This window comes from Microbacterium sp. 18062, assembly GCF_902706225.1.
Lineage (GTDB): Bacteria > Actinomycetota > Actinomycetes > Actinomycetales > Microbacteriaceae > Microbacterium.
The window spans coordinates 1-12618 of record NZ_CACSKB010000074.1 but is presented as its reverse complement, the minus strand read 5'-3'; the positions used below and the strand labels follow the sequence as shown (position 1 = coordinate 12618).

The window sequence follows — 12618 nt, the reverse complement described above, 5'->3', positions numbered from 1 at the left end:
GTTCGGATGATCCGGCTTGGCCTCGTCGAGCATCCGCAGCGCACGCTCACGCATCTCGGGAGAGTACTTCTGATTCATCGAGTTCCATCCTTGCTTCAAGAACGGAACGAAAGCCAGGCCGATTCAGCCTTCCCGCGCCTGTCGTAGCAGCGGTCGGTCACCTTCCCGGTCGCCACTTCCAATGCGGCGAACAGGGTCGTGGTGCCGTTGCGATTGTAGTCGTGCGTGGCCTTCTCCGGCAGACCCGGTCGCAGTGGCAGGATCGGGGCGGGGCGGTGCGGTTCAGAGCCTGGATCTGGCTCTTGTCATCCACGCAGAGCACGATCGCGTTCTCGGGCGGTGCTAGGTACAGTCCGACCACGTCGCGGACCTTCGCCTCCAGGCCCGGATCGGTGGAGAACTTGAACGTCTCGCGCCGCCACGGTTTGACCCCGTACTTCCGCCACGCCCTGGCCACGGTCGCATCCCCGACGCCGAGCTGCCCGGCCAGCAGCCTCGTGGACCAGTGCGTCACGGCCAGCTCTCCGGCGGCGGCTCCAGCATCGCGGCCAGGATCGCAGCGTCATTCACGACCTTCGGGCGGCCGCTGCGCGGCTCGTCGTCCAAGCCCGCAAGTCCCTGCGCCGCGAACCGGTCCCGCCACTTGATCACCGTCGGACGCGATACCCCGAGCCTGCGCGCCGGCGAGTTCTGCATCCGGTACCCGAACGGCGCCACCCCGCCATGCCACCGGCCGTCCTCGGCCCGCTTCAACCCGCCTGGCGGTATCCGCACTCGACTTGTTCGCCATCGTGACCCGCACTCTGGCCATCGCGATATCCGCATCGTTCTCCAACCGCAGCGACCCGGTGGTGGACTTCACCTGGAAGCCTGCGAGGACCTTGGTGTCGATCAGATCCCCCAGATCGCGCGGGTCGCGCACGGCACGGTCCAGGTCGTGGGCGATCATCGCGTCTGCACCCCGCCGCCCCAGCAGAGCGAGCATCTCCCCGAATTGCGGACGGATCACCCGCCGCACCTGCTCACCCGTCGCAAGCGTGATCGTCTTCTGCTTGTACGCCGACGTGCCGTTCTCCCGAAACACCCGCACCACCTGCCAGCCGAGCGCGGACGCGAGGGCACGGCAGTCCTTCTCCTGCCGATCCACGCCTTTATCCGACCCACCCGGATCAGAGCTGATTCGCACGTACAACACCGCCCGCAGACCCTCCGCCTGCGCCGTCTTTCGTTTTGCCACCATGACCTGCGCCTTCCGTCTCATAGACGTAGGTACGTTTGGCATCCGACGGCATCGTGCCCTCACCACTGTTCCTCGGGCAGGGCGTCGAGGACGAAGTGATCCCGATCGACATGCAACGGACTCTGGAAGCGGCGCTCTGCGAGAGGGGACGCGCCGTCGAGACCCGCGAGTACCCCGGCCGCACCCACATGGGCGTCATCGCCGAGGGAGCCCCGCTGATCGATGACCTGTACGCGTGGGCGGTTGCCGTCGCCGCCGGAAAGCGCCCGAGCAACTGCTGAGCGGGCGCTCGAACACCGATCCGTCCTTCCGGCCGAAACAACACGCTTGTGATTCGGGCCTCGCCCGGAGATAATGGCACGACAATCGCATCATCGGCCCTCTCCAGGGTTCAGGTCGTAGGGGAAGACGTACCTGAAGAACGGAGAGACAGATGGCTGCACACATGGCGCGCGGAGTGGTCCTGATCCACTCGGCGCCACGCGCGTTGTGCCCCCACCTCGAGTGGGCGGTCGGTCGCGCCCTCGGGCGCGCCGTGAACTTCGACTGGGTGGACCAGCCCGTCCTTCCGGGCAGTCGTCGTGCCGAGTTCTACTGGGAGGCGCCCACCGGCACCGGTGCCGCGCTCGCGAGCGCCATGCACGGGTGGGAGCACCTGCGGTTCGAGGTGACCGAGGATCCGTCTCCGCGCAGCGACGGCGGTCGTTGGCTGCATACGCCGGACCTCGGAATCCACTTCGCGCAGACCGATACAGCGGGCAACATCGTCATCGGCGAGGACCGCGTCCGTTACGCGATGGAGATCGCCGCCGGGGACGCGCAGGAACTCCAGCGCGAGCTGTCCGTGGCGCTCGGCGCGGCGTGGGACGACGAGCTCGAGCCGTTCCGCCACGCCGGCGAAGAAGCCCCCGTCGTCTGGCTGCACAAGGTCGGCTGACACAGACCTCGGGCGACGGGAGCGCCGCTACCGGAGGCCGGTCGACCTGGTCCCGGCACCGGGAAAGCGCACCGTCGCCCGATACGAGGAAAGAGGATCCCCGGAGCTCGAGCTCCGGGGATCCTCTCGTGTCGTCGACGTGCCGTCAGCTGCTCGCGAAGGCGGCGACCGCGTTGTGCCCACCGAAGCCGAACGAGTTGCTGATGGCGAGCTGCTCCACAGCGCCCAGATCCTGCGACTCTCCCGACACGCGGAACGGGACGGCCGGATCCTGGGTCGTCAGGTTGATGGTGGGCGGAGCTGTTCGCTGCTGGATCGCCAGGATGGTGAAGATGGCTTCGAGAGCGCCCGTGCCGCCGAGCAGATGACCCGTGGACGCTTTCGTGGCGGAGACGGGGACCTCATCGATGCGGTCGCCGAACACCGTACGCAGCGCCTGGTACTCGTTCGGGTCGCCGACGGGCGTCGACGTGGCGTGCGCGTTGATGTGCGTCACGTCGTCGGGCGACGCATCCGCCGTCTCCAGCGCGAGACGCACGGCTCGGGCCGCGCCATGGCCCTCCGGGTCGTTGGCCGTGATGTGGTACGAGTCGGCGGTCACGCCGCCGCCGACGACGACGGCATAGATCTTCGCGCCGCGGGCACGGGCGTGCTCCTCGGTCTCCAGGATCAGCGCCGCCGCGCCCTCGCCCATGACGAAGCCGTCGCGATCGATGCTCGTCGGCCGCGAGGCGGTCGACGGGTCGTCGTTGCGCTTCGACAACGCTTGCATCGAGGCGAACGACGCCATGGTGATGGGGTGGATGGCGGACTCGGTGCCGCCGGCGATCACGATGTCGGCGAGTCCTGCGCGCAGATGCTCGAACGCGTTCACGATCGACTCGGTGCTCGAGGCGCAGGCGCTCGCGACCGTCCGCGCGAACGCGCGCGCACCGAAGTGCAGCGAGAGGTTGCCGGCCGCGGCGTTCGGCATGAGCATCGGCACCGTCATGGGCATGACCCGGCGGGGGCCCTTCTCACGAAGGGTGTCCCACGCGTCGAGCAACGTCCACACGCCGCCGATGCCGGTCGCGAAGTCGACGCCCAGGCGCTCCGGATCGACCTCGGGGGCGCCCGCATCGGCCCAGGCCTCGGTGGCGGCGACGAGCGCGAACTGCGACGCGGGATCGAGTCGCTTGGCGACCGGACGGTCGAGGACGGTGTCGGGCCGCACCTTCGCCTCGGCCGCGAAGGTGACGGGCAGGCTGTACTTCTCGACCCAGTCGTGCTCGAGGGTGCGGGCACCGGAAGCGCCGCTCAGCAGGGCGGACCAGCTCTCTGGGGCGGTACCGCCGATGGGCGATGACGCACCGATACCGGTGACGACGATGCGGGACGTGCTCATGTTCGCTCTCTGATCGGAGCGGTGGGGGCGAGCCCCCACCGCATCGGCTCACGCCTGGTTGGACGTGATGAAGGTGACGGCGTCGCCGACGGTCTTGAGGTTCTTGACCTCGTCGTCGGGGATCGTGACACCGAACTTCTCCTCGGCGTTGACGACGATGGTCATCATCGAGATCGAGTCGATGTCGAGGTCGTCGGTGAACGACTTCTCCAGCGCGACCTCGTCCGCCGAGATCCCGGTCTCGTCGGTGATGAGCTCGGCGAGTCCGGCGAGGACCTCGTCAGTGGTGAGGGCCATGGTGTCTCCTTCTGTTGGGGTAAAGGGGTCGGTGACCGCGAATCAGTCTAGGGGCGGCGCCCCGCCGCTCACGGGAGGACGACGACCTGCGCGCCGAACACGAGCCCCGCGCCGAAGCCGATCTGGAGGGCCAGACCTCCGCTGAGCTCCGGATGCTCCTCGAGCAGCCGGTGCGTGGCGAGGGGGATGGAGGCGGCCGAGGTGTTTCCCGTCGTCTCGATGTCGCGAGCGATGATCACGGATTCGGGCAGTCGCAGCTGCTTCGCGAACTCGTCGATGATCCGCAGGTTCGCCTGGTGCGGCACGAAGGCGGCGAGGTCGGATGCGGAGATCCCCGCGGCCTCGAGGGCACGCCGCGCGACCTTGACCATCTCCCAGACGGCCCATCGGAAGACCGTGGGCCCCTCCTGACGGAGCGTCGGCCATGCGGCCTCGCCGTCGCGGAACTCGGTGAGGGTCGCGTTCATCCCCACGGCATCGGCCTTCGAGCCGTCCGATCCCCAGACCGTGGGGCCGATGGCGGGAGTGTCGCTCGGCCCGACGACGACCGCGCCGGCGCCGTCGCCGAGGAGGAAGGAGATGCTCCGCTCGGTCGGGTCGACGACGTCGGAGAGCTTCTCGGCACCCACCACGACCGCATAGTGCGCGACACCCGCGCGGATCAGCGCATCGGCCTGCGCGAGGGCATAGGTGAAGCCCGCGCAGGCGGCGTTCGCGTCGTAGGCGGCGGCCGGGTTGGAGCCGATGCGGTCCGCGACGATCGCGGACATCGACGGGGTCTGCCGGGAGTTGCTGATCGTCGCGACGATGACGAGGTCGATCTGGTCGGCCTCGATGCCGGAACGGGCGACCGCCTCGGCGGCGGCGGCGGTGGCGAGATCCGTCGCGCTCGTGGTGGGGACCGCGCGGGAGCGGGTGACGATGCCCGTGCGCTGACGGATCCACTCGTCACTCGAGTCGATAGGACCCACGAGGTCGTCGTTGGGCACCGCGTTCTCGCCGCGGGCGGCGCCGTACGCGTAGATGCGCGTGTAGGCGGGGCCGGAGGTCTGCTGGATGGTCAGGGTCATTCCTTCTCCTCGGTCAGCAGTGCGACGGCCGCATCCAGGTCGTCCGGGGTCTTGACGGCGACGGACGGAACGCCCCGAAGCGCGCGCTTGGCGAGCCCGGTGAGCGTGCCCGCGGGTGCGAACTCGATGAGGCCGGTGACCTCGTGATCCGCGAAGGACGCCTGGATCAGGTCCCAGCGGACGGGAGCTGCGACCTGTCCGACGAGAAGCTCGAGCGCACGCGCGCCGTCTGCGACCACGGAGCCGTCCGCGTTCGTCCAGAGCGTCGTCCGCGGATCCGCGGGCGACAGCTCGGCGGCTGCGGCGGCGAGCGCGTCGACGGCGGGACGCATGAAGCGCGTGTGGAAGGCGCCCGCGACCTGCAGGGGGATGACTCGGGTCGCCAGGGGAGCCTCGGCAGACAACGCGGCCAGGGCGTCGAGCGCGCCCGCCGCGACGATCTGGCCGCCGCCGTTGTAGTTGGCCGGGGTGAGATCGAGCTCGGCGAGACGGGTGAGCACGGCCTCCTGGTCGCCGCCGAGGACCGCGCTCATGCCGGTGGGCTGCAGGGCGGCCGCGTCGGCCATCGCCCTGCCGCGGATGCCCACGAGCCGCATGGCGTCCTCGTCGTCCAGGACCCCGGATGCGGACAGGGCGGCCACTTCACCGACCGAGTGCCCGGCCACGCCGCGCGGGGCGGCGTCGGTGCGGTCGCGAAGCGCGTGCCACGAGAGCAGGCTCGCCGCGACGATCAGCGGCTGCGCCACCTTGGTGTCGCGGATGGCGTCGGCATCCCATTCCGTCCCCGCGGCGACGATGTCGACCTCGGCGGCATCGGCGTAGGTCGCGAGACGCTCCCGGGCGTCATCGAGATCGAGCCAGGGGGAGAGGAACCCGGGGGACTGAGAGCCCTGCCCGGGGAACACGCCGATGATCACTGTTCCATCCTGCCAAGGTTCTGGGTGCGGGACTGGCGGTATCGGTACAAGAATCCGGCTTTCCTTTATCGGGGCTCGATAACTTTCAGCGCGTGCGGCGTGTCGCGACAGGACGACGGCGAGTCGCATCGGTGCCGATCGCGCCGAGAACCAGTGCCGTCTGCAGGATCAGCGCCTCACGCGGCCCCGTAGCGTCCCAGCCGATGACGTCCGACACGCGTTTGAGTCGATATCGCACCGTGTTGGGGTGCACGAACAGCTCGCGGGCCGTGGCTTCGAGGGAGCGACCGTTGTCGAGGTAGCTCCAGAGAGTGGTCACGAGGTCGGCGCTGTGGGCGCGGAGCGGGCGGTAGATGCGCTCCACGAGGGTGTGCTTGGCGAGCGGGTCGCCGGCCAGGGCACGCTCGGGAAGGAGATCGTCCGCCTCGACCGGGCGAGGTGCGTTGCGCCATGCTCGGGCGACGGCGAATCCTGCGAGTGCGGCGCGAGCGCTCTGCCCCGCGTCGACGAGCGCCGGCACGGTGGGGCCGAGCACGAGATGCCCGGTTCCGAACCCGGGCTCGAGTCGCTTCGCGATGTCGGTGAAGGCGAGGTCGCTCTCGTCCTCGACCGCCTGATGGGCCGGGTCGGTACGTCCGATCACGAGCACGAGTCGCGACCCCTGCACGCCGACGAGGACGTCCACGCCGAGCTTGCGCGCCATCCGGCGCAGTTGGTCGACGTCGAACTGCGGAGGGGTCGTGCCCACGAGCACCGCGACCTCGCCGTGGCCGTGCCAGCCGAGGGCCGCGATCCGGCTCGGGAGCTCCTCGTCGGCGCCGCCGGTGAGGATCGAGTCGACGACGAGGGCTTCGAGGCGGGCGTCCCAGAGCCCGCGCGCTTCCGCGGCCCGCGCATACACGTCGGCCGCGGTGAAGGCGACCTCGCGGGAGAAGAGCAGGATCGCCTCGCGCAGATCCTCGGCGCGACCGGCGACCCGCTCCTCCGTGACCTCCACCGTCACCCGGATCAGCTGCAGCGTCTGCTGGAGGCTGACGCTGCGCAGGAGCTCACGGGGAGCGGCGGCGAAGATGTCCGACGCGATCCACGGCGTCGAGGTGGGGTCGTCGTACCACTGGATGAACGACGTGATGCCCGCCTGGGCCACGAGCCCCACCGACGAGCGCCGCCCGGGCGGCATGTCGGCGTACCACGGCAGAGTGTCCTCGAGCCGTTTGAGAGTGATCGTGGCCAGATCCCCGGAGATGCGCCGCAGCCAGGCGAGCGTCTCCGTCTTGTCCGGCGACTCCGGGGACCGGGGCATCCTCAGCTCTCGCCGCCGGCGTTGCCGGAGGTGCCGGCGTTCACGTCGTGCAGGCGGTACTTCTCGATCGCCTGCGCGATCACCGAGCGGTCGAACGCCCCCTCGTCGGTGAGCCCCTGCAGGGTGCGCACGACGACGGACGGACCGTCGATCTTGAAGAAGCGTCGAGCGGCGGCGCGGGTGTCGGAGAAACCGAAGCCGTCCGCACCGAGGGTGAGGTAGCGGTTCGGGATCCACGGCCGGATCTGGTCGTGCACGGCGTGCATGAAGTCGCTGACGGCGACCACGGGGCCCTGCGCGCCGCGCAGCTTCTCGGTGAGGTACGCCGCGCGGGGCTCGTCCGCCGGGTTCAGGAAGCTGTGCTCGTCGGCGGCGAGGCCGTCGCGGCGCAGCTCCGACCACGAGGTCACCGACCACACGTCGGCCGCGACACCCCAGTCCTCGCGCAGCAACTGCTGCGCTTCGAGCGCCCACGGCACACCGACCCCGGAGGCGAGGATCTGCGCGCGGGGCCCGTCGCCCGCGCCCTCGGAGATGCGGTGGATGCCGCGGACGATGCCGTCGACGTCCACGCCCTCGGGCTCGGCCGGCTGCACGAGCGGCTCGTTGTAGACCGTCAGGTAGTACATGACGTTCGGGTCGGGGTGGTTGCCGCCGTACATGCGCTCGATGCCCGAGCGGACGATGTGCGCGATCTCGTAGCCGTAGGCCGGGTCGTACGAGACCGTGGCCGGGTTCGTCGAGGCGAGCAGCTGCGAGTGGCCGTCGGCGTGCTGCAGCCCTTCGCCGGTCAGAGTCGTGCGACCGGCCGTCGCACCGATGATGAACCCGCGCGCCATCTGGTCGCCGGCGGCCCACTGGGCGTCACCGGTGCGCTGGAAGCCGAACATCGAGTAGAACACGTATACGGGGATGAGCGGTTCGCCGTGCGTCGCGTACGACGTGCCCGTCGCCGTGAACGCCGCGACCGCGCCGGCCTCGTTGATGCCGACGTGCATGATCTGCCCCTGCGGGCTCTCCTTGTAGGCGAGCAGCAGCTCCCGGTCGACCGAGGTGTAGTTCTGGCCGTTCGGGTTGTAGATCTTCGCGGTCGGGAAGTAGGCGTCCATGCCGAAGGTGCGCGCCTCGTCGGGGATGATCGGCACGATGCGGTGGCCGAAGCCCTTGACGCGCAGCAGGTCCTTCAGAAGGCGGACGAACGCCATCGTCGTGGCGATCTCCTGTGTGCCCGAGCCCTTCTTGGGGAGCGCATAGGCGCTGTCGTCGGGGAGCGTGAGCCCCACGTGGTGCGAGCGGCGCTCCGGCACGAAGCCGCCGAGAGCGCGGCGCCGCTCGAGCATGTACTGGATGGTCTCGTCCTGCTCGCCGGGGTTGTAGTACGGCGGGGTGTAGGGGTTCTCCTCGAGCTGGGCGTCGGGGATCGGGATGTGCATCGCGTCGCGGAAGTGCTTGATGTCCTCGAGGGTCATCTTCTTCATCTGGTGGGTCGCGTTGCGCCCCTCGAAGTGCGGACCCAGACCGTAGCCCTTGATCGTGTGGGCGAGGATCACGGTCGGCTGCCCCTTGTGCTCGACGGCCGCCTTGAACGCCGCGTACACCTTGCGGTAGTCGTGCCCGCCCCGCTTCAGGTTCCAGATCTTCTCGTCGGAGTAGTCCTTCACAAGGGCGGCGGCACGCTCGTCGCGACCGAAGAAGTGCTCGCGCACGTAGGCGCCGCTCTCGGTCTTGTAGGTCTGGAAGTCGCCGTCGGGGGTGACGTTCATGAGGTTGCGGAGCGCACCGTCGTCGTCCCGGGCGAGCAGGTCGTCCCACTCGCGCCCCCAGATCACCTTGATGACGTTCCAGCCGGCGCCGCGGAAGAAGCTTTCGAGCTCCTGGATGATCTTGCCGTTGCCGCGAACCGGGCCGTCGAGGCGCTGCAGGTTGCAGTTGACGACGAAGGTGAGGTTGTCGAGGCCTTCGTTCGCAGCGACCTGCAGCTGGCCGCGACTCTCGACCTCGTCCATCTCGCCGTCGCCGAGGAAGGCCCAGACGTTCGAGTCGGAGAGATCCTTCACGCCGCGGTTGGTGAGGTACTTGTTCGTCATCGCCTGGTAGATGGCGTTGATCGGGCCGAGGCCCATCGAGACCGTGGGGAACTGCCAGTACTCCGGCATGAGGCGCGGATGCGGGTACGACGGCAGCCCGTGGGGGGCGGCCGACTTCTCCTGGCGGAAGCCATCGAGCTGCTGCTCGCTGAGGCGGCCCTCGAGGAACGAGCGCGCATACATGCCGGGGGAGGCGTGGCCCTGGAAGAAGATCTGGTCGCCGCCGCCGGGATGATCCGCGGCGCGGAAGAAGTGGTTGTAGCCGACCTCGTAGAGCGCGGCCGACGACGCGTACGTCGAGATGTGGCCGCCGACGCCGATCCCCGGACGCTGCGCCCGGTGCACGGTCATCGCGGCGTTCCACCGGATCCACGCGCGGTAGCGGCGCTCGATCTCCTCGTCGCCCGGGAACTCGGGTTCGTTCTCAGGAGCGATCGTGTTGATGTAGTCGGTGGTCGGAACCATCGGCACACCGAGGTGCAGGTCGCGGGAGCTCTTGAGGAGGCTGAGCATGATCTCGCGGCCACGCCCGTGTCCCTTCGCCTCGACGAGCTGCTGGAGAGACTCCTGCCATTCGGCGGTCTCTTCGGGATCGCTGTCTAGGGGGCCCTGGGAGTACGGATCCTGATCGTGGACAGTCACTGGACGCCTTTCATCGCACGGCAGGTCTTGCCGGAAAGAACCATCGGATCGGTGCAGGCCTTGTTCGGCGGCAACAACGCACCGCTTTCCAGCTTAGCGAGTCGGTGCCCGATCGGATCCTCGCGAACCGTGCGTCCCGATCGTGGTGGCGCCGGGATCGTAGACTGCAGGGGAGGGCCTTTAGCTCAGCTGGTAGAGCGCCACGTTTACACCGTGGATGTCGTCGGTTCGATCCCGGCAGGGCCCACTGCGATCAGCCGTTCGCGATCAGGTGGCGTTTATGTAAATCCCTGGTCATGAGCGATTTTTATCTGGTGCGTCATGGTGATTGATGTGCGCGAATCACTCGTTTCGCGGTGCGTGATGGTGATTCTCGTCCGTCGTCGCCCCGGCCGCGCGCCGGATCGCGCGAAGGAGCGTCGTGTGGGCGACGCCAAGTCTGCGGGCGGCCTCGCGAACGCTCAGGCCGGCGTCCAGCAGAACACGAGCCTCATCCAGGTCCTGTGCGGTCAGCGCGGTGCTGCGTGAGCGTGTCACCACGCCGGCGGCCGTGAGCCGCTTGCGGACGGTCTGGATGTGGAGACCGTGTTTGCGAGCGATCTCCTCTTGGGTCATCCCGTTGGCGTAGTCGACGACCATTCTGAGGATGTCCGAGGTCGGCTCGTCGGCAGGCGAAGCAGGTCCGCGCGATGGTGTCGAAGGAGGCTGGTCGGTTTCGTCATGGTTGACGGGTGGCGTCTGGTCGAGTCGACTGCCGTCGAGGATTGCGCGGGTCCCGGGATCGCGGCGGAGCTCTTCAAGCAAGGCCGTCGTCTCCCTGCGTGGTGTGAAGACCTCGAGCAGGCTACGTCCGGCCAAGAGCTTGCTCAGGACCGACTCCGCGGTCTCTGTCTCGTCCTCTTCGCGGCTCATCGCTCAGCCAGGCCACTTGGTGCAGATGGTGACCACAGCCGTTCCTCGCGCCAGTGCTCGGGGAACCCCATCTCAACCACCGTCCGTGCGGGCAACGCGACGAAGGAGCTTTCGATGAGCGATCGTACTTTCCCTGTCCATGTCGTGCCCGGCGAGGTTCCCTGCAACAGGTACCCCATGACGGTCAGCGCACCGTAGAGACGCTCGCTCTGACCCTCCGGCAACGATCGCAGATCATCGATGGTGCGCAGCCCCGGCGTGCTGGTTCGCGTGAAGGAGCGATTCCAGACACGCGAGTGGTGAACGCAGATATTCCGCACCACAGTCAATAAGACTCCTCGTCTTGCGGCTGTTTTGCGGGCCTCGACGATTGTTGAGCTACCCGCCAATAGGACGCATCTGCTCTACGAGGACATGGATCGCGACGTCCGCGACATCGAACTCTCTGATACTCGTCATCAGGAAGTAGGTTCCCTTGCGATGCCCGAGGTCCTCTGATCCGCTCCCGGGGCGATCGACGTAGATGATGGTGTCGATAGAGCTGGACTCGGTGTGCTTCGCGAGATCCTGGAAGTAGATGTCGGCTGTTCGCTTGCCCTCGGAGGGAGACCCCGCGGTCACTGTGTACGTCAATCGCGCGGGTCCACCATCGAGGGTGAACTGCTCGGATTCGGCATTACCAGTAGCATCGAACTCAAACGCCTGCACCCATTCGCACTTTGTCGCCTTCTCCCAGCAGGCAGGGTCATCAGCCTTCTCGACGCCGAGGGTTGCAGTCTGCCCGGATACGTCTTGAGTGACGACAACCCAGTTGCTGCGGTTCCAGATGGAGCGGTTCTCACGAACATCGGCGACCTCGACGGTGAATCCCGCTGCAGTCAGCGCCGCCGAGGCTTCATCGAGCGGCTGACCGATGGTGTCCGGGGCCTCGATACTCGTTGGCGTTGAGGCCGGGCTCGGCTCCTCCGCACCGACAGATGAATTCACGCAACCCGTTGCCGTGAGAAGCAGCACCGCCGCGACACAGGCAGCCAGCGCGATTCGGTGGAGAGCATCCATGTGATGAAGCTATCGAGTTCGCAGCACCCCAGTCGCATCACAACCGGAACGCAAGATACGGAAGTCGGCCGACGTGGCCGCTCACACAGACGCAAACTCGCCCTACTCGAGCCAGATCTCCCGCCGCCGCAGGGGCCCCGGGGACCAGGTGCGGCTCGGGATCCAGAAGTACACCTTATGCGGGTCCGCATCGACGAAGCGTCGCCCGCCGACGCGCACATCGGTGAACGTCGCGATCTACACGCAGCGCCATCCCTGCCCCCTCAGCGGCAGCGGCAGCGGCAGCGGCAGCGGCAGCGGGAAGCCTGCCGCACCTGTCCGCCATACTCGGCCAATGGGTCACACCTACAGCGACGAAGGCCCAAGCGGGGCGCGCTGGACAAGCTGATGGCAGACGAGGCGGATGGGCGGTCTCCGTCCCCCATATCGCCCGGCATGACCGTCTCACTCGGTCGAGCATCGAGAACGCGACCTGGCCAGAGTGGGCGACGCCGACTCGGCGTCCGACTTCTCGAGCGCTCAGGCGGCCACCAGCAGGTCACGACCTACACACGCGGTGGCCACATCCCTGACGACCCGCCTCGTCAAAGCGGTGCGTCTTCGTAGCCGAAGAAGGGTGAGTCTCATAGCGTGGTGTTACTTCCCGCGGGGCTCTCGTCGTCGTTGACGTAGAGGAGCCATCGTGGGAGCCCCAGTTGTTTCCGGCAAGAAGCAAAGAAGTGATCCCACGATGACCCACAACCAGTCTGCCTTGACGACCCTGATTGGCG

Annotated in this window: 12 protein-coding genes, 1 tRNA gene and 1 pseudogene; 3 read left to right on the top strand and 11 right to left on the bottom strand. The window is 68.0% G+C overall.

Annotation, left to right across the window (positions count from 1 at the left end; translation table 11 throughout):
• Positions 1 to 122: 122 nt before the first annotated feature.
• A pseudogene (locus tag GVL03_RS17820) lies at positions 123 to 681 on the bottom strand (IS630 family transposase); the annotation flags it as partial.
• Entirely contained in the window at positions 563 to 1240 is a 678-nt protein-coding gene (locus GVL03_RS17815; protein ID WP_235038226.1) for a recombinase family protein, read from the bottom strand. The gene GVL03_RS17815 and the pseudogene GVL03_RS17820, both read right to left, overlap by 119 nt.
• Before the next feature lie 53 nt (positions 1241 to 1293).
• Here GVL03_RS17815 and GVL03_RS17810 point away from each other — a divergent pair, with 53 nt between their 5' ends.
• Positions 1294 to 1521 carry a S9 family peptidase gene (locus GVL03_RS17810; protein WP_159502357.1) on the top strand — a complete coding sequence of 76 codons (228 nt, stop codon included), beginning with the start codon at positions 1294 to 1296 and terminating at the stop codon, positions 1519 to 1521.
• Between the two features lie 152 nt (positions 1522 to 1673).
• Positions 1674 to 2177, top strand: a complete 504-nt coding sequence (locus GVL03_RS17805) for a DUF3145 domain-containing protein (protein ID WP_159502356.1) — start codon at positions 1674 to 1676, stop codon at positions 2175 to 2177.
• A gap of 145 nt (positions 2178 to 2322) precedes the next feature.
• Here the strand turns inward: GVL03_RS17805 and GVL03_RS17800 are convergent, their stop codons facing one another.
• From GVL03_RS17800 to aceE, 6 genes are all read right to left on the bottom strand, one after another.
• A complete protein-coding gene (locus GVL03_RS17800) occupies positions 2323 to 3561 on the bottom strand; it encodes a beta-ketoacyl synthase (RefSeq protein WP_159502355.1) in 1239 nt (412 codons plus the stop codon).
• 48 nt (positions 3562 to 3609) lie between these two features.
• Positions 3610 to 3858: an acyl carrier protein gene (locus tag GVL03_RS17795; RefSeq protein WP_159502354.1), complete on the bottom strand. Its 249-nt coding sequence runs from the start codon at positions 3856 to 3858 to the stop codon at positions 3610 to 3612.
• A gap of 68 nt (positions 3859 to 3926) precedes the next feature.
• Entirely contained in the window at positions 3927 to 4928 is a 1002-nt protein-coding gene (locus GVL03_RS17790; protein ID WP_159502353.1) for a beta-ketoacyl-ACP synthase 3, read from the bottom strand.
• Complete coding sequence (locus tag GVL03_RS17785; protein ID WP_159502352.1) at positions 4925 to 5845, bottom strand: ACP S-malonyltransferase; 921 nt, start codon at positions 5843 to 5845, stop codon at positions 4925 to 4927. Before GVL03_RS17785 ends, GVL03_RS17790 begins: the two co-directional genes overlap by 4 nt.
• Before the next feature lie 85 nt (positions 5846 to 5930).
• Entirely contained in the window at positions 5931 to 7148 is a 1218-nt protein-coding gene (locus GVL03_RS17780) for a CdaR family transcriptional regulator (RefSeq protein WP_159502351.1), read from the bottom strand.
• 2 nt (positions 7149 to 7150) lie between these two features.
• A complete protein-coding gene (gene aceE, locus GVL03_RS17775) occupies positions 7151 to 9877 on the bottom strand; it encodes a pyruvate dehydrogenase (acetyl-transferring), homodimeric type (protein WP_159502350.1) in 2727 nt (908 codons plus the stop codon).
• Positions 9878 to 10051: 174 nt separating this feature from the next.
• On the opposite strand from aceE, the gene GVL03_RS17770 reads away from it, so the two are divergent.
• Positions 10052 to 10124 (top strand) — tRNA-Val (locus tag GVL03_RS17770).
• A gap of 95 nt (positions 10125 to 10219) precedes the next feature.
• Here the strand turns inward: GVL03_RS17770 and GVL03_RS17765 are convergent.
• Genes GVL03_RS17765 through GVL03_RS17755 form a run of 3 tightly spaced genes read right to left on the bottom strand, consistent with a single transcriptional unit; the run spans position 10220 to position 11848 of the window.
• Positions 10220 to 10789 (bottom strand): helix-turn-helix domain-containing protein, encoded by a 570-nt coding sequence (locus GVL03_RS17765; RefSeq protein WP_159502349.1) that lies wholly within the window; start codon positions 10787 to 10789, stop codon positions 10220 to 10222.
• A complete protein-coding gene (locus GVL03_RS17760; RefSeq protein WP_159502348.1) occupies positions 10786 to 11118 on the bottom strand; it encodes a hypothetical protein in 333 nt (110 codons plus the stop codon). The genes GVL03_RS17765 and GVL03_RS17760 overlap by 4 nt, the downstream gene beginning before the upstream one ends.
• A 49-nt stretch (positions 11119 to 11167) precedes the next feature.
• The gene (locus GVL03_RS17755; RefSeq protein ID WP_159502347.1) at positions 11168 to 11848 is read right to left on the bottom strand and encodes a hypothetical protein; all 681 of its coding nucleotides are present in this window, start codon (positions 11846 to 11848) and stop codon (positions 11168 to 11170) included.
• Positions 11849 to 12618: the final 770 nt, after the last annotated feature.

Bases quoted from the DNA above. Each gene is read 5' to 3' on its own strand.
- GVL03_RS17800 (WP_159502355.1), bottom strand. From the start codon at position 3,561: ATGAGCACGTCCCGCATCGTCGTCACCGGTATCGGTGCGTCATCGCCC.
- GVL03_RS17815 (WP_235038226.1), bottom strand. From the start codon at position 1,240: ATGGTGGCAAAACGAAAGACGGCGCAGGCGGAGGGTCTGCGGGCGGTG.
- GVL03_RS17795 (WP_159502354.1), bottom strand. From the start codon at position 3,858: ATGGCCCTCACCACTGACGAGGTCCTCGCCGGACTCGCCGAGCTCATC.
- GVL03_RS17790 (WP_159502353.1), bottom strand. From the start codon at position 4,928: ATGACCCTGACCATCCAGCAGACCTCCGGCCCCGCCTACACGCGCATC.
- GVL03_RS17805 (WP_159502356.1), top strand. From the start codon at position 1,674: ATGGCTGCACACATGGCGCGCGGAGTGGTCCTGATCCACTCGGCGCCA.
- GVL03_RS17755 (WP_159502347.1), bottom strand. From the start codon at position 11,848: ATGGATGCTCTCCACCGAATCGCGCTGGCTGCCTGTGTCGCGGCGGTG.
- GVL03_RS17765 (WP_159502349.1), bottom strand. From the start codon at position 10,789: ATGAGCCGCGAAGAGGACGAGACAGAGACCGCGGAGTCGGTCCTGAGC.
- GVL03_RS17780 (WP_159502351.1), bottom strand. From the start codon at position 7,148: ATGCCCCGGTCCCCGGAGTCGCCGGACAAGACGGAGACGCTCGCCTGG.